The sequence below is a fragment of the Brevundimonas sp. GW821-FHT10A07 genome, from assembly GCF_059415785.1.
This window is the reverse complement of sequence record NZ_JBWKNX010000005.1, coordinates 110025-124014: the sequence shown is the minus strand read 5'-3', so window position 1 is coordinate 124014 and position 13990 is coordinate 110025. Positions and strand designations below refer to the sequence as shown.

Genomic DNA, 13990 nt, shown 5'->3' with positions numbered 1-13990 from the left:
ATCGCCAATCAGTTCCCCATGGCAGCCAGCCCGAGACGAGATATAGCGCGATCGCTAGCTCTGCGGCGGCTACCGCCCCTTCGTTGCCAAGCGCACTCATGCCGCCCTCGCCAGTCCGGGTTGCAGGTGTTCGGCCAGGGCTTCGACATCGACCTCGAACAGGTCCGCCAGATCGGCGACAGGCACGCCCCGCGCGACATAGATCCGCGACCAGCGCACCATATTGTCGCTGACCGCCTTCAGCGTCTCGACCGCCGACCGGCCCTCCGCCGCCCGCGTACGAACCGGGTTCGTCGCAATGGGCCGGGGTCGTTCGACATCGCGGGGGCGGGGCGGGACGCGAGGCGGCGGTTTTGGCGCAGGCGGCGGATCCGCCGGGCGACCCGGGCGCGTCTGAACCGGCGAGGGCTTACGCGCCGACGCATGCGCGCCCGCCGCCTCGACCTGTGGGGATGTCGCCGCCGGCGCGACGTCGCCCAGCAGGCCGCCGGTCCGCAGGGCTTCGGCGACAGTCAGCAGATCGTCCGTCTCGATGTCCGCGCTTCTCAGCATCGACGGCGCCAACCGCGTCGCATCGACCTGGAAGACGCCGGCGACGTCGCGCGGCTTCAGCTTCAGGGCGGTCATCAACCCCGCCGCCGCGATCAGCCGCACCCGCTTGTTGCCCCGTTCGGGACCGAAGACCGCCTGCGGATCATGCCCAGTCATCCGACAGGCCGCCACGACCGCCAGGGCCACATGGCCTGCCGTCAACTTCCCTATCATCCCCACACCTCCGGACGGCCACGATGGGCCTCTCGAAAATCCCGGTCCGCCAGGCCGGTCAGCTGCTGATCCAAAAACATCGAAAGGTCCGCGACCGAGGCCGCCAGCCGCCGTCGCACCTCGCCCGGCGTCTCGCGCCGCGCGAACGCCTTGGCCGCCAGGACGAAGGCCCGCGCCGCATCCGACGTCGCCGCCCCGGCCTCGCGCGCGAACACCTCGGTCGAGGCGCCGTTGACCCGGTTGCTCAGGGTCGCCAGCCGGATCTCGGCGGCCTGGCTGTCGGCCCCATCCGTGGCCGCGTCCGTCGCATCCTCGGCGCAGGCCTTGGCCAACTCGACCAGGCCGCGCCAGTCGGCCCGGCTCTTGACCCCGGCGATCCGGCTGCGCGACGCATGGGCGGGGCGGCGGTGCATTCAGGCGGCCTCCACCGGCCGGCCTTCGCCGTCGCGCAGCCCGGCGATGTATTCCAGCCGCCGCAGCCCGTCGTCGGTCAGGGCGTAGCCATTGCTGAAACTGACGCTGCGCCCCTCGGCGAACCGCCGCGCGATGCGACAGGCCTCGGTCGCCCCGGCCCCGCCCCCGACGCCGCGCGCCAGGTCCACGGCCGTACGCTTGGACCCGTTGGCCAGCCACATCCGCGCCAGGATCGCCGCGTCGTCACCGCTGAACCGCGCCCTGACCAGGCCGGCCCGCATACGCTCGAACGGCGTCGCCGGCCCAGCGCGCGCGACCAGGGCCTGGACCGCCGAATTGCCCGGCTCGAACCGCCGCCGCAGCGACAGCTCCGGACATCCGGTCATTCGGGCGATGGCCGACCAACTTGCGTTGACCGCCCGTTTGCCCGCCACGAAATGAGCGTCCACATCCTCGACCCGCGTCATGCCGCGATCTCCGAAATCCTGCTGTCCAGGGCGCTGATCAGGGCCTGATGCCGCGCCGCCGCGTCGCCAACGTCCGAGCGCCAGAACCGCAGCAGCGGCTCGCTGGCCACCTTGACCGGCGCCTCGCGCAGCCGCGCCCGCACCATCGGCGGCAGGGCGTCAAAGGCGGCCATGTCCTTGTCCGGCGTCGTCGGGCACAGGCCCAGGCCGGTATGGAAGGCGTTGTCTCTCATGCCCCCACCCCCGCAGAGTGAGCCGCCACGCCCTTGGGCCGCATGGCGGCCGCCAGGGCTTCCCGCGCCTGGTGCAGCTCTTCGAAGAAGGCGTCCAGCATCACGCCGATCTCGGCGCCCTCACGCGGATCGACTTGGCCATCCGCCATCGCCGCCCGAACCGCCTTGGACAGGTCACCGCCGCGCTCGATGACATCCGCCACCTCGTCGCGCAGACATCCGACCCCATCCCCGGCCGGCCTTGCCTCGGCCATGGCGGCGGTGACGATCGGCTGACCGCAATAGGCTTCCAGGCACAGGACGATGTCGATCGGCAGGAAGTCGGGCCTCTCCGGCCGTTGGCACCGCGACAGGTGCGGCACCGAATATTCCCGGCACGATTCCTTGCAGGCGGCCGACGCCTCTTCCAGCCCGCCGCACGCCTTGATCAGCAGCTTCGTCTTCAGCTTCAGCCAGCGGTTGGGTTCGGGGGCGCTCATGCCACCCACCTCGTCGATTGCGGCTTGGCCACGCGGCGGCTTTCGCTCGCCCACGACTCAGCCTCTGGTTTCCGTCGCCGAACACAGGAGAAAAGGTGATGGACGAGGCCCAGGACGCCGCCTTGACGCGTTTCACCCGAACGGTCGAAGGCGTGATCGAACGTCAGAACCGGGTCATCGCCAGCCTTAAGCGGCGCCTTGATCGTCAGGACGCCGGCTTGGGAACCCTTGCGCAGGATCAGCTCGATCTCAGCCGGCGTCTTCTTGCGACTGAACTGCTTTTGGACGCCGCCCTGCGCGCCATGGCGGACCGTGATCCGGATCGACTGCGGCTGATCGACGATCTTCGCCGCCTGGCCCTGGATCGCATTCCGCCGGCGGACCTTCCACCGATCCGCGAGGCGCTTGAAAAGACCCTTTCGTCGTTGGAGAACCCGAGCGCGGGCGGAGCCAAGTCCTAGCCGATCCATGGCCGCGCGCTCCCGCGCCAGCTCCTCCAGGATCGCCTCCCAATCCGGGCGGTCGTCGACGCAGGCGGCCCCCAGGGCGGACGACCCAACCTCAAGGCGGATCGTCACGGTCAGCCCCCGCGCGTCCTCAGCCGCTAGAGCCCGTGCGAACGCGCTCATGCCGCGTCCTCCGCAGGGGAGAAAACGGCCAAGCTTTTCTCGATGACGCCGCCGCCCGACTCGGTCGAGGCTTCGGAACCATGCCCCACATCGACCTTCCCACCGTCGGCGCCGTCTTCGTCGACGTCTTTTGGACCACGCCCGGCGGCGCTGGCGGCACGCGCACCGCAACCGTTCGTCTCGGCTACACGGCCCTGTCGGGCTTCGAAGGGTTCACCGTCGACCTTCCCGATGACGGCAACGGGCGGGAAGACGTCCTGCGGCATCAGGCCTATGTCGCCATCCTGCCCGCCCTGCGACGCCTTCGCCTCACGCTGGACCACGATCCGGCGAGCATAGGCGCCGTCAGGCGAATGGTAGCCAAACGGATGGCGGCCGTCGGCTTCGAGGTGGCCAGCGAAGACGGGAAACGCCGCGCCTTCTTCAATCAGGTCGTTCAGGTTCGAGACGGTGAGACGGACGAAGATCTGATCCTTAAGGTCAGCGGGCGCGCCTTCCGGTTCATCGATAGCCTGACGAAGGACCTCGAGGCCCTGGTCGGTCCAGCCGCTTGATTCCCCAAGTTCGGCCAAGGTCCAGGGCGGGCTGAGACGTGCGCCTTGAACCAGGCGCTGCGCGACATAGTCCGCGAACAGCCACCCCATCCGCAGTTCGATGACAGGCTGACCGCCCGCCTCGACGACGAAGGCGACGCCGCCGTCCAGGGCGCGAATGACCAGGGCGCTCACGCCGCATCCTCCGCTGGCGAGAAAACGGCCAAGCTTTTCTCGGCGCCATGATCCGCGCCCGGCGCCACAAGCTGGGCATCAGAAGATGAGGGGTGTGAGGAATGGCTTCGCTGGACAAGGATCTGAAGACCCGCACGGGCGGCTGCGAAGCTGCGCAGGTTCGGGGACGACGCGCCGTTGCGCCAGCGGAACCAGGTGGACGGGTTCAACCCTCCGGCCTCCACGGCGGCGGCGGGTGCTACGCCGGCGACGGCGCACTCATTCTCGAAGGCTGCGATCTCTGGAGACATGGCGCGCAAAGTGACGCATTAATGCAAGCGTCGTCAAGCGCAGTAATGCAAGTCGCCGAAACAGGTCGGAACTTGCAACAATGCAAGCCCATGACGACAGCCGCCTCCATCCGCTCCTGGCTTCAGGAAACACTGACTGACACCGGCCTGACGGTGAAGCAGTGGGCCAAACGTGCGGGCGTTGCGGAGTCCACGATCCACCGCGCACTGAAGGAAGACTATCAGTACGTCACATCCAGCCGCACACTCTCACGGCTGGCGTCCGCGATTGGCGTAGCGGCCCCCGAGACTAACAGCTCCGAACCGCAAATGGTGGGGGCCGAGTTCTTGCCGATCCGATACGAAGTAGGCGCCGGCAACTGGCAGGAGATCTCCGACAGCCAGGTGTTCTATGGCTCAGGCACCGTGGCGCCCGATCCCGCCTACGCCAGCTTTCCACAGTGGCTCGAACGCGTGTCCGGCGATTCGATGGACCGTGAATATCGCGACGGCGAGCTGATCCACGTCGTTGACGCCTTTGCGCTGGGCTATGCGCCCCAGCATGGCGATCACGTCGTCCTGGTCCGCCGCCGCAACAACGGCGCGGAGATGGAGCGGACGGTCAAGGAGGTAGTTCGGACACAGGCCGGTACCTTTGAGTTCTGGCCTCGGTCGCTGAACCCCCGCTGGCGCGAGCCAGTACGCCTTATCGACGGCGTCGAAGAGGATCCATCGATCGAAATCGAGGTCGCGGCCCTAGTCATCGGCAGCTACCGGCCACGCCGGCGCTAGTCAGAACATAGCCGCAGGGAACCCGCTGAACGCTGCGGGCCGGCATGACCCGGCGACCTTGACCCACATCGAAACTGGCCGTCGCATGCTCACGTCGGAGCGCCAGGCTCCGGTGATACGCGAGACAGTTTGCAGCGCGTAGCGTCCAGGCCCGCCCGGCGCTTGGCCGTCCCTATCCAACACCAACGTGTCAGCAGAAGCCTCGGCGATAGCTTCAGTGCGGCTACAATCCTCTGCGCACCAACGGCCGGCTTCGAGGTCGATTCTGATACGGCGCACAAGAGGCGTCCCCGCAGGATCACCATCTGAGGTCACGACGCCTTCACACAACAAATCGAACTTGTCGCTCGACTGCGAGGCCGCGATCTGTGTCGTTAGCGCAGCAGCGAAAACTAGGGTTGCGAGCATGTGTGAGCCTCCATCTCCAACCTAACGAGCGCGGGCCTGCCGGGCCACTTGCATAAATGCTCTTGACTGACGACTTGCATTAATGCGAGCGTCTGCCTCGTCCGCACCGACGAGGCGTCACCCCTAGCGCCACCGGCAATCCCGCCGGGTCGGTGCGGACACCCACCCACGGGAGCGTCCGCGCCATGACCAACGTCCTGCCCTTCCCGACGAACCCGGTTCGTCACCTGTCCGTCCGCGCCGCCGATCGGCTGGCCCGTCGGGTCGACGCCATGGCGGCGCGGCCGTCGCGCGCCGGCGTTGACCGGATCGCCGACTGCCTGCTGGCGCTCGAGGCGTCGTGCTTCACCGAGCCCTGCATCGTCACCGCCCGCAACATGGCCCGCGAGATGCGCGTCGCCGTCGTCATGCCCGGGTATGACCGGCTGCTGACCCCGGCCGAGGCCCGCGAGGTCGCCCAGGTCCTGCGCGCCGAGAACGCCTTCGCCGGCGCCTTCGGCACGGCCCTGCGCCTCGACGACGTCGCCGACCAGGCCGAGCGCCGCCGCCCCGACGGCGGGCCGCTGAACCCGCGCCCCAACGGCTCCGGCCGCCGCTTCCTCATCATCGCCCTGCTCGCCGCCGCCGCCGTCGCGGCCCTGCGCGCCTTCGCCTGACCGGACCCCGACCATGACCGAACTGAACATCCTGGCCGTCCAGAACGCCGCACTGCTGACCGCGATCGCGGAAACGCCGGACGCCACCAAGGCCCAGCTGGCGACGATGGCGGGCAAGGACCGCTCCAACCTCAACCGCTCGCTCGCCGCCCTGGTCGGCGGCGGCCTCATCCAGGAGTTCAGCGACACCCACCGCAGCCTGACCCGCGCCGGTGAAGTCCAGTTGCATGCGATCCGCCGCGCCGAAGGCCGCGCCGGCGAGAGCGCCTCGACCGCAGAGGCTCTACCCGAGGGCCTGCTGGCCCTGCGCCACGACCAGATCCTGCCCGACCCCGACAACGCCCGCCAGGACTGGACCAGCGACGAGGCCAAGGACGAACTGGACGCCCTGCGCGCCGACATCGTCAAGAACGGCCTGCTGCAGAACCTGGTCGTGCGCCCCATGGCCGCCGACGACCTGCAAGAGGCGACGATCACAGTCGTCACCCCGATCGGAGAACAGACCCTGCCGCGCTATCGCCTGGTCGCCGGCGAACGCCGCTGGCGCGCCATCGGCGAGGCGATCAGCGATGGCGATTGGGAGCCGGAACAGCCGATCCTGACCCGCCTTCTGGACCGCGACGCCAAGGAGACCCGCTTCGCCGCCATCGCCGAGAATCTGCTGCGCAGGAAGCTGAACCCGATCGAGAAGGCCATGGGGTTCGAGCAGCTGGCGGAGCTGGGCTTCGAGAACAAGGTGATCGCCGAACGCCTCGGCTACACCCCCGAACACGTCCAGCAGCACCGCCGCTTCCTGAAGCTGGACGAGGCCGACCAGCAGCGTATGACCCTGCCGCGCGACGACCCCAAACACCTTTCAGTGCGGGACGCCCGCCAGAAGCTGACGGCCAGGGACAACACCCCCGCGCCCGTCGATCTGACCCCGGCCGAATGGCTGGCGATCGTCGAGACCTTCTTCGCCACCTTCGAGATGACGCGACATGGCAACTTCTGGAATGAGGTTGTGGTGGCGCCCGAAGCCCGTGAGACGCCGGAAGGCCAGCGCCTCCAGGAACTGGGCGTCTTGCAGTTCTCCGACCTGAAAACCTACGGCGCGGACCTTGGGCGCTACACCGTCAAACGCGCCTACAGCGCCCCGCACGGCATCGACTGGTGCACGCCCAACCTCCCGGCCGGACTCCACGAAGGGACCGAGGCCCGCATCGCCATGCTGCGCGAGGCCCAGGCCAAGGTCTTCGGCGACCAAGCGCCCGTTTGGGACGACGAGACGCCAATCCTCGGGACGCCCTGGCTGGCTGAGCCAGGCGAACTGACGGAGGAGGGCGTCGCCCTGGTCGAGGCCGCCCGCGTTGCGGCGGAAAAGCACGAACAGGAAGACCGTGATCGTCTCGCCGCACTCGCCGCCCGCAACGCGGTTTGGGCCGAGGCCCGCCAGCGACATCTGCGCCTGCTGGCCGTCGCCCAGGAGCGCCCGGAAGCCGGCCAGCCGCAGGAGGTCGTCAGCATCGCCAGCGACCTCGACCGCCCCCTGCCGTGGCAGGCCCTGCCGTCGGGCGTCATCGCCGCCGCCAACGGCAAGACGGTCAAGGATCGCAACAACCACTACCAGGCGCCCAGCGAGCAGGAACTGACGATCAATCAGATGATCGTCGTCGCCGCCAACGCTGCCGGCGGTGTCCTGACCCCGACCCCGCCCAAGCCGGATGCGCCCACCAAGGAAGAGTTCGTCGACGCCATCGCGGCGATCGCCGCCGACCGTCGCCCCGACTTGACGGAAGAGCAGGCTGCCGAACTGGCGACACAGATCCTGACCGCCTTCCTCAAGGACACCGGCATCTCCTTTAGCGAGGACGGCTTCGACTGGACCCACGACGTCGCCGTCACCCTGACCGACGAACACCTCGCCGCAGCCGGCGACACGCCGACCGGCGACGATGACACGGCCAATGACGGCGACGGCCAGGACGAGGCCGCCTGATGGCCCGCCCTTGGATCGAAGGCGTCGCCTTGCTGGCCGCCCACAACCTGCCGACCCCCGCACCCCGCAACCTGCATCGCCGGAGATACCGCATGCCCCCCGTCAACGGAGAACCCATCCGCTTCGCCATCCTGACGGCGAACCCTGCGGACAAGCCCAAGGCTTTCGCCGACCTCGACGGGCTCGCCCGCCACATTCAGCGCGACCGCGGCCTTCAGGCCCTCGAACTGGTCGAGGTCGAAGACCTTGAGATCGAGGGCGACACCGCCTCCCGCCGCGCCGTGTCGGTCTTCGCCCTGGACGCCGGCAACGACCGCGACCGCCTCATCGGCCACGCCTACCTCGACGGCAAGGGCCGCGACGTCCTGCAAGCCGCCCTGCGCCGCAACCGCTTGGTCATCGCCGACGACATGAAGGACGCGGCCTGACCCCATTCGCGACGTCGTGCCGGCCGACGTCGCGCCGATCCCTGCCGGCCCCAACGCGCAACCCATAGGAGACGCGCATGTCTGAACTGCAATCCACCCTGATCGGCCAGAAGGTCGTCGTCCGCACCTATTCCGCCGGCGTCCACATCGGCACGCTGGACGCCAAGTCGGGCAAAGAGGTCCGCCTGACGGACGCCCATCGCGCCTGGTACTGGAAGGGAGCCTTCACCCTCAATGAGGTCGCCACGAAGGGCGTCGCAAAGGGCTCCAAAATCGGCGTCGCCGTGCCGACCATTGAACTGACCGAGGCCATCGAGATCATCCCGATCTCGGACGAGGCCTTCGCCACCCTGGAGGCCCACGTTGAGCGGGCCTGACGCCGCCGTCACCGGCGACGGCTCCGGCTACGGCGACGGCTCCGGCGACGGCTCCGGCGACGGCTACGGCGACGGCTACGGCGACGGCTCCGGCGACGGCTACGGCTCCGGCGACGGCGACGGCTCCGGCGACGGCTACGGCTCCGGCGACGGCTACGGCTCCGGCGACGGCTCCGGCGACGGCGACGGCTCCGGCGACGGCTACGGCTACGGCGACGGCTCCGGCGACGGCTCCGGCTCCGGCGACGGCTACGGCTACGGCGACGGCTCCGGCTACGGCGACGGCTCCGGCTACGGCGACGGCTACGGCTCCGGCTCCGGCTCCGGCTCCGGCTACGGCTACGGCGACGGCTCCGGCTCCGGCTCCGGCTCCGGCTACGGCGACGGCTCCGGCGACGGCTCCGGCTGAGAGCAGCATCGCGCGGCGGGGGCTCGTGGCCTTCGGTCTCGCACCCGCCGCGCGATGCCTTTTCCCTTCACTTCAGAGACCCATCATGTCCGATCTGTTCGGCGGCACGACCGCCATTAAGGCCATCTCTCTCTGGCAACCCTGGGCGTCGCTGGTCGCCGCCGGGGTCAAGCGGCACGAGACGCGTCACTGGGCCACCGCTTATCGCGGCCCCATCGCCATCCACGCCGCCAAGACCCTCGACCTAGCAGGCGCGCCAGACCAGCTGTGCGAGGCCGTCAACGGCCCGTTCTGGCCTAAGCAACTTCCGCGCGGCGTCGTCGTCGCGGTCGGAACCCTGGTCGCCTGCGATCCGGCGGAAAAGGCCGCTGACCACCTGACGCAGGCTGACCGCATGGCGGGCAATTTCACGCGCGGTCGGTTCGCCTGGCGCATCGAGAACATCCGCCGCGTGCTGGACCCCATCCCTCTGATCGGCCGCCAGGGCCTGTTCAACTGGACGCCACAGACGGACCTCGCTCCCGTCCTGGGCCCGATCCTCGACCACGGCGTCCAATGCCGCCGCTTCGGCTGGGCGTGACCATGGCCGACCGCACCCATATCGAATGGACCGACGCGACCTGGAACATCGTCACCGGATGCAGCGTCGTCTCGCCGGGCTGCACCAACTGCTATGCGATGAAACTCGCCGGCACGCGCCTGCGCGAACACCCCTCGCGCAAGGGCCTGACGACCGACAGTAAGGCGGGGCCGGTCTGGAATGGTCAGGTGCGGTTCAACGCCGACTGGCTGACCCAGCCCCTTCGCTGGTCCAAGCCGCGCAAGATCTTCGTCGCCGCCCATGGCGACCTGTTCCACGACAGCGTCACCGACGACCAGCTGGACCAGATCTTCGCCGTCATGGCGCTGTGCCCCCAGCACGTCTTCCAGATCCTCACCAAGCGACCGGACAGGATGCTCGCCTATTTCGTGCGCCTCGCGGAATCGCAGCAGGCGCTCGACCATATGTCGTTCATCGTGCCCCAACTGCTCGAAGACGCCGCCGCCCGCATCGACGGCGCCTCGCATGGCGTCAGCCTGGACGACACGCCTTGGCCCCTTCCGAATGTCTGGCTGGGCGTCAGCGCCGAGGATCAGACGCGCGCCGCCGAACGCGTGCCGACCTTGCTGGAAACGCCAGCCGTCGTGCGCTGGGTATCGGCCGAACCGCTTCTCGGCTCGATCAACTTCCGATCGCTTGAAGTCGAGCCGCCGCACCGCCGATACCGCAATGCCTTGACGGGGGAAGGCATGACCCGCACGGACGGCCCATTCTTCCTCGAGACCCTATCCGCGAAACTGGACTGGGTCGTTGTCGGGGGAGAAAGCGGCCAGGGCTCACGCCCCATGCACCCCGACTGGGCGCGGGATATCCGCGACGACTGCGCCGCCGCCGGCACGCCCTTCCTGTTCAAGCAGTGGGGCGACTGGACGCCGGGGGAGAACGCTCAGAACACCATCGGCCGCACGGTCGAGACCGCCGACTGGTTCAATGACCAGTGGCACTTCGAAACCCTGACCCCGGCGTCGGCCGAGGGCATGCACATCGACGACGAGCCGACCTGCTACCGCGCCGGCAAGAAGGCCGCGGGGCGCCGCCTCGATGGCGTTCAGCACGACGGCTATCCGGCGGAGGCCGCGCAATGAGCAACTTCCGCTTCCAGGATTATGTGACGTCCGGCGCTTTCACCCTTTCGCTGGCCCGCAGCCAGGTCATGGCCATGCATCGGATCGCCAGCGGCGCGGACCACTACGCTTGCGCCGCCACGGCCGCCCTTGAGCGCAAGGGACTGATCGTCCCCGTCGCCGCGCCCGAGGACTGCGCCCCCGACCGTCAGGAGTATCGGGCCACGGGGGCGGGTCTGATGGTCGCGGCCCTGCTGACCGAGGCTGGTCTGACCCAGGACCAGCGCGACGCCGCCTCCGCCGAGGTCACGCGCCTTCAGCAGGAGATCGAGGACCGCCGCGCCGAGGCCCACACCGCCCGCACCGCCGCACGCTCCGCTCTTGCCCGTCTCGACAGGGCTGAGACCGACCTCGCCAACGAACGGGCCAAGCAGCGGCGCGGAAAGCTGATCGTGCCGATCCTGCGCCGCGACCCGCTGCCGAACGCCTCGCGCGCTGACCTCGACGCCATGGTGCGCGAATGAGCGAGCGCGAACGCATCGCCGCCCGCATCCGCGCCCTGCGAGCCAAGACGGTCGAGAACGGATGCACCGAGGCCGAGGCCATGGCGGCGGCCGAGAAGCTGGCCCAGCTGCTGGCCGACTACAACATGACCCTGGACGAGGCCGATCTGCGCGCCTCGCCCTTCGGCGACCACGTCCACGACGCCGCCGGCACGGTCGGGCTGAAGCTGTGGAAGCCGGCCGGCGCGATCGCCAAGTTGACCAACACCCGATACTGGACCGGCGGCCGGGCCGCGCCGACACGGATCACTTTCGTCGGGCTCTCGCACGAGGTCGAGATCGCCGCCTATCTGCTGGCGATCTGCGAGCGGGCCATGCGCACGGAATCGGCTGCGATCATGCACGCCGTACGGCGCCTACCGCACATCAAACAGGCCGCCCGCGTCATGCCCTTCCTCGACGGCATGGCCGATCGGCTCGCCACGCGGATCCTCGCGATGATCCCGCCCCAGCCACCCGGCAAGGGCCTGATCGTTCTGCGCAACGCCCTGATCACCGAAGAGCTGGCCAGGCGCGGCGTCGAGATCGAGACCGGCGCTGCTCGCCGCCCAATGAACTGGGGCGCCTATAACGACGGCCTCCGCGCCGGCGACGCCGTCGCGCTCAATCCCGGCGTCGCCGCGACCTCAGCCGCGAGGGCGCTGCGATGACAAACCCGGTTCGCCCCCTGGTCCACACGCTGGTCGGATGGCTGTCGGCCGGCCGGTTTGATCTCGACGACGAAAAGGCCTGCCAGGCGCAGATCCGACAATGGCTGACCGACCGCCTGCCGACCGAGATCCAGCCGGACCTGAAGCCCGAGCATCGCCTGTCATCCCGCGACATCCCCGACTTCTTCATCCTTGGTGTCGTGATCGAGGTGAAGATGAACAAGTCGCGAGAGGCGGACGTCATGCGCCAGCTCGCCCGATATGCCGAACACCCCGAGGTCACCGACCTGATCCTGCTGACGAACCGCGCCGTCCGCGCGCCCGTCGCGATCAACGGCAAACCCCTCTGCGTCATCAGCTTGGGAAGGGCCTGGCTGTGAGAACCTATGGCGCCCTTTCACTGACGGACGACACCTGGCTGCTGGACCAGCTGGAGCCGCATGTGAAGATCCGGCTGAAGGCCATCTTCACCCACATCCCCAAGGGATCGGGCGGCCCCTACGCCTTCCCCGACACGCCGGATCGCTGTGCGGATCTGACGTGGTTCGAGAGCCGCTATCCGCTGGCCATGTCCGAGGCGGATCGCGAACGTCTCGCCGGCGAGACGGACCGCTATCGCGGCATCGTCGCCGAGCTGGAGACCATCCGCACCCAGCCCTATTTCCCACCGCTGTTCACCGGCCTTCGCCCTGGCCAGGAAGTGCGTGAGCATCAGGGCCGCGCCGTCGCCTTGTTGGAGCGCGTCGGCGGCTTGCTGGTCGGGGACGAGGTGGGCGAGGGCAAGACCTACACGACAGGCGCCGCCGCCCTGATCAAGGGCGCCCTGCCGGCGGTGATCGTGTGCTTGCCCCACCTTCGCGAACAGTGGGCGCAGAAGCTGCGCGACTTCACCATGCTTCAGGTCGAGGTGCTGCAGGGGACCAAGCCGCCGACCAACATCTCAGGCGGCCTGCTGACGCCCGACGTCCGCATCCTCGCCTACAGCCAGCTCGCCGGCTGGGCCGACGTGCTGGAGGCGACCGAGATCGGTTTGCTGGCCTTCGACGAGATGCAGGAGCTTCGACGCGGCGAGCAGGCCGAGAAGGGCAAGGCCGCCTTACGTCTGGCGGAAGTCGCCCGGCTGAAGCTGGGGCTGACCGCCACGCCGATCTACAATTACGGAGACGAGATCTGGGAGGTGATGCGCTTCCTGCGACCCGAGGTGCTCGGGGAGAAATCCGACTTCCTGCGCGAATGGTGTTCGGCGCTGGGCAACGGCAAATACCGCGTCAACGATCCGCGCGCGCTCGGAGCCTATCTGCGGGACTGCAACAGCTTCACCCGCAAGACCAAGGATCGCGAAGGCCGGCCGAACATTCTGGTCCGCGAGATCGAACACTCGGCCGACGCCCTGGCCAGCATCGAGGACGCGGCGCGCGCCCTGGCCATCACCGCGACGACCGGCGCCTTCACCGAGCGGGGCGACGCCGTGCGCAAGCTGGATATGCTGGCGCGTCAGGCGACCGGCGTCGCCAAGGCCCGGCAGGTCGCCGCCGCCGTCCGCGTCCTGGTCGAATCGGGCGAACCCATCCTGCTCTTCGGTTGGCACCGCGCCGTCTATGACATCTGGCTGAAAGAGCTGGCGGACCTTAAGCCTCGCCTGTTCACCGGCACTGAGACGCCCAAGGCCAAGGAAGCGACCAAGCGCGCCTTCCTGGAAGGCGAGACGGATCTGATGATCATGAGCCTGCGGTCCGGCGCCGGCATCGACGGCCTTCAGATGCGCGCCTCGACCGTCGTGTTCGGCGAACTGGATTGGTCGCCCGGCATCCACCACCAGTGCATCGGCCGCCTCGATCGGGAGGGACAGCGCTGCTACCCCGCCCCCGTCACCGCCCTCTATCTGGTCGCCCAGGACGGCTCCGACCCGCCCATCATGGAAGTGCTGGGCGTCAAGGCCAGCCAGGCGCACGCCATCATCGATCCCGCCCTTGGCGTCCAGGCCGCCCAGGCCGACGCCAGCAAACTGCAAGGCCTGGTCGACCGCTATCTGGAGGCCGCGTGATTATGGGAGCCGCCGAACGCCTACCTATGATCGGCC

At 68.8% G+C, this 13990-nt stretch carries 20 protein-coding genes; 13 read left to right on the top strand and 7 right to left on the bottom strand.

All coding sequences use genetic code 11. From position 1 onward, the window contains the following. Nucleotides 1-96 precede the first annotated feature (96 nt). The 7 genes from AC07NC_RS05725 to AC07NC_RS05695 are packed head-to-tail and all read right to left on the bottom strand — an operon-like array spanning nt 97 to nt 3559. On the bottom strand, nt 97-765 hold the full coding sequence (locus tag AC07NC_RS05725; protein WP_494568874.1) for a hypothetical protein: 669 nt from the start codon (nt 763-765) through the stop codon (nt 97-99). Beyond that, a complete protein-coding gene (locus tag AC07NC_RS05720; RefSeq protein WP_494568873.1) occupies nt 762-1178 on the bottom strand; it encodes a hypothetical protein in 417 nt (138 codons plus the stop codon). The genes AC07NC_RS05725 and AC07NC_RS05720 overlap by 4 nt, the downstream gene beginning before the upstream one ends. Continuing rightward, nucleotides 1179-1646 (bottom strand): hypothetical protein, encoded by a 468-nt coding sequence (locus AC07NC_RS05715; protein WP_494568872.1) that lies wholly within the window; start codon nt 1644-1646, stop codon nt 1179-1181. Further along, complete coding sequence (locus AC07NC_RS05710) at nt 1643-1879, bottom strand: DUF6525 family protein (RefSeq protein ID WP_494568871.1); 237 nt, start codon at nt 1877-1879, stop codon at nt 1643-1645. Before AC07NC_RS05710 ends, AC07NC_RS05715 begins: the two co-directional genes overlap by 4 nt. After that, nucleotides 1876-2358 carry a hypothetical protein gene (locus AC07NC_RS05705; protein WP_494568870.1) on the bottom strand — a complete coding sequence of 161 codons (483 nt, stop codon included), beginning with the start codon at nt 2356-2358 and terminating at the stop codon, nt 1876-1878. The genes AC07NC_RS05710 and AC07NC_RS05705 overlap by 4 nt, the downstream gene beginning before the upstream one ends. Next, a complete protein-coding gene (locus AC07NC_RS05700; RefSeq protein ID WP_494568869.1) occupies nt 2355-2987 on the bottom strand; it encodes a hypothetical protein in 633 nt (210 codons plus the stop codon). The genes AC07NC_RS05705 and AC07NC_RS05700 overlap by 4 nt, the downstream gene beginning before the upstream one ends. Then, entirely contained in the window at nt 2984-3559 is a 576-nt protein-coding gene (locus tag AC07NC_RS05695; RefSeq protein ID WP_494568868.1) for a hypothetical protein, read from the bottom strand. The genes AC07NC_RS05700 and AC07NC_RS05695 overlap by 4 nt, the downstream gene beginning before the upstream one ends. A gap of 27 nt (nt 3560-3586) precedes the next feature. Here AC07NC_RS05695 and AC07NC_RS05690 point away from each other — a divergent pair, with 27 nt between their 5' ends. The 13 genes from AC07NC_RS05690 to AC07NC_RS05630 all read left to right on the top strand — a co-directional run bounded on the left by AC07NC_RS05690 (nt 3587) and on the right by AC07NC_RS05630 (nt 13954). Then, nucleotides 3587-3766: a hypothetical protein gene (locus tag AC07NC_RS05690; RefSeq protein ID WP_494568867.1), complete on the top strand. Its 180-nt coding sequence runs from the start codon at nt 3587-3589 to the stop codon at nt 3764-3766. 329 nt (nt 3767-4095) lie between these two features. Next, nucleotides 4096-4776, top strand: coding sequence for a LexA family protein (locus tag AC07NC_RS05685; protein WP_494568866.1), 681 nt, complete (start codon nt 4096-4098; stop codon nt 4774-4776). A 593-nt stretch (nt 4777-5369) separates the two neighbouring features. Continuing rightward, complete coding sequence (locus AC07NC_RS05680) at nt 5370-5840, top strand: hypothetical protein (RefSeq protein WP_494568865.1); 471 nt, start codon at nt 5370-5372, stop codon at nt 5838-5840. Between the two features lie 13 nt (nt 5841-5853). Continuing rightward, the gene (locus AC07NC_RS05675) at nt 5854-7818 is read left to right on the top strand and encodes a ParB/RepB/Spo0J family partition protein (RefSeq protein WP_494568864.1); all 1965 of its coding nucleotides are present in this window, start codon (nt 5854-5856) and stop codon (nt 7816-7818) included. Beyond that, the gene (locus AC07NC_RS05670) at nt 7818-8246 is read left to right on the top strand and encodes a hypothetical protein (protein ID WP_494568863.1); all 429 of its coding nucleotides are present in this window, start codon (nt 7818-7820) and stop codon (nt 8244-8246) included. The genes AC07NC_RS05675 and AC07NC_RS05670 overlap by 1 nt, the downstream gene beginning before the upstream one ends. Nucleotides 8247-8323: 77 nt before the next feature. Next, on the top strand, nt 8324-8623 hold the full coding sequence (locus AC07NC_RS05665) for a DUF6948 domain-containing protein (protein ID WP_494568862.1): 300 nt from the start codon (nt 8324-8326) through the stop codon (nt 8621-8623). Beyond that, entirely contained in the window at nt 8610-9032 is a 423-nt protein-coding gene (locus AC07NC_RS05660; protein WP_494568861.1) for a hypothetical protein, read from the top strand. Before AC07NC_RS05665 ends, AC07NC_RS05660 begins: the two co-directional genes overlap by 14 nt. 85 nt (nt 9033-9117) lie before the next feature. Continuing rightward, nucleotides 9118-9612 carry an ASCH domain-containing protein gene (locus AC07NC_RS05655; protein ID WP_494568860.1) on the top strand — a complete coding sequence of 165 codons (495 nt, stop codon included), beginning with the start codon at nt 9118-9120 and terminating at the stop codon, nt 9610-9612. Further along, nucleotides 9588-10718: a DUF5131 family protein gene (locus tag AC07NC_RS05650; protein WP_494568859.1), complete on the top strand. Its 1131-nt coding sequence runs from the start codon at nt 9588-9590 to the stop codon at nt 10716-10718. Before AC07NC_RS05655 ends, AC07NC_RS05650 begins: the two co-directional genes overlap by 25 nt. After that, nucleotides 10715-11221, top strand: a complete 507-nt coding sequence (locus AC07NC_RS05645) for a hypothetical protein (protein ID WP_494568858.1) — start codon at nt 10715-10717, stop codon at nt 11219-11221. Before AC07NC_RS05650 ends, AC07NC_RS05645 begins: the two co-directional genes overlap by 4 nt. After that, complete coding sequence (locus AC07NC_RS05640) at nt 11218-11910, top strand: DUF7168 domain-containing protein (protein ID WP_494568857.1); 693 nt, start codon at nt 11218-11220, stop codon at nt 11908-11910. Before AC07NC_RS05645 ends, AC07NC_RS05640 begins: the two co-directional genes overlap by 4 nt. Beyond that, entirely contained in the window at nt 11907-12290 is a 384-nt protein-coding gene (locus AC07NC_RS05635; protein ID WP_494568856.1) for a hypothetical protein, read from the top strand. The genes AC07NC_RS05640 and AC07NC_RS05635 overlap by 4 nt, the downstream gene beginning before the upstream one ends. Beyond that, the gene (locus AC07NC_RS05630) at nt 12287-13954 is read left to right on the top strand and encodes an SNF2-related protein (protein WP_494568855.1); all 1668 of its coding nucleotides are present in this window, start codon (nt 12287-12289) and stop codon (nt 13952-13954) included. The genes AC07NC_RS05635 and AC07NC_RS05630 overlap by 4 nt, the downstream gene beginning before the upstream one ends. Nucleotides 13955-13990 lie beyond the last annotated feature (36 nt).

What these genes read in the sequence shown, in the direction of transcription:
- AC07NC_RS05645 (WP_494568858.1), top strand. Translation starts at nt 10,715, where the DNA reads ATGAGCAACTTCCGCTTCCAGGATTATGTGACGTCCGGCGCTTTCACC.
- AC07NC_RS05665 (WP_494568862.1), top strand. Translation starts at nt 8,324, where the DNA reads ATGTCTGAACTGCAATCCACCCTGATCGGCCAGAAGGTCGTCGTCCGC.
- AC07NC_RS05685 (WP_494568866.1), top strand. Translation starts at nt 4,096, where the DNA reads ATGACGACAGCCGCCTCCATCCGCTCCTGGCTTCAGGAAACACTGACT.
- AC07NC_RS05715 (WP_494568872.1), bottom strand. Translation starts at nt 1,646, where the DNA reads ATGACGCGGGTCGAGGATGTGGACGCTCATTTCGTGGCGGGCAAACGG.
- AC07NC_RS05705 (WP_494568870.1), bottom strand. Translation starts at nt 2,358, where the DNA reads ATGAGCGCCCCCGAACCCAACCGCTGGCTGAAGCTGAAGACGAAGCTG.
- AC07NC_RS05640 (WP_494568857.1), top strand. Translation starts at nt 11,218, where the DNA reads ATGAGCGAGCGCGAACGCATCGCCGCCCGCATCCGCGCCCTGCGAGCC.
- AC07NC_RS05680 (WP_494568865.1), top strand. Translation starts at nt 5,370, where the DNA reads ATGACCAACGTCCTGCCCTTCCCGACGAACCCGGTTCGTCACCTGTCC.
- AC07NC_RS05670 (WP_494568863.1), top strand. Translation starts at nt 7,818, where the DNA reads ATGGCCCGCCCTTGGATCGAAGGCGTCGCCTTGCTGGCCGCCCACAAC.
- AC07NC_RS05650 (WP_494568859.1), top strand. Translation starts at nt 9,588, where the DNA reads ATGCCGCCGCTTCGGCTGGGCGTGACCATGGCCGACCGCACCCATATC.
- AC07NC_RS05635 (WP_494568856.1), top strand. Translation starts at nt 11,907, where the DNA reads ATGACAAACCCGGTTCGCCCCCTGGTCCACACGCTGGTCGGATGGCTG.
- AC07NC_RS05720 (WP_494568873.1), bottom strand. Translation starts at nt 1,178, where the DNA reads ATGCACCGCCGCCCCGCCCATGCGTCGCGCAGCCGGATCGCCGGGGTC.
- AC07NC_RS05675 (WP_494568864.1), top strand. Translation starts at nt 5,854, where the DNA reads ATGACCGAACTGAACATCCTGGCCGTCCAGAACGCCGCACTGCTGACC.
- AC07NC_RS05710 (WP_494568871.1), bottom strand. Translation starts at nt 1,879, where the DNA reads ATGAGAGACAACGCCTTCCATACCGGCCTGGGCCTGTGCCCGACGACG.
- AC07NC_RS05725 (WP_494568874.1), bottom strand. Translation starts at nt 765, where the DNA reads ATGATAGGGAAGTTGACGGCAGGCCATGTGGCCCTGGCGGTCGTGGCG.
- AC07NC_RS05655 (WP_494568860.1), top strand. Translation starts at nt 9,118, where the DNA reads ATGTCCGATCTGTTCGGCGGCACGACCGCCATTAAGGCCATCTCTCTC.
- AC07NC_RS05700 (WP_494568869.1), bottom strand. Translation starts at nt 2,987, where the DNA reads ATGAGCGCGTTCGCACGGGCTCTAGCGGCTGAGGACGCGCGGGGGCTG.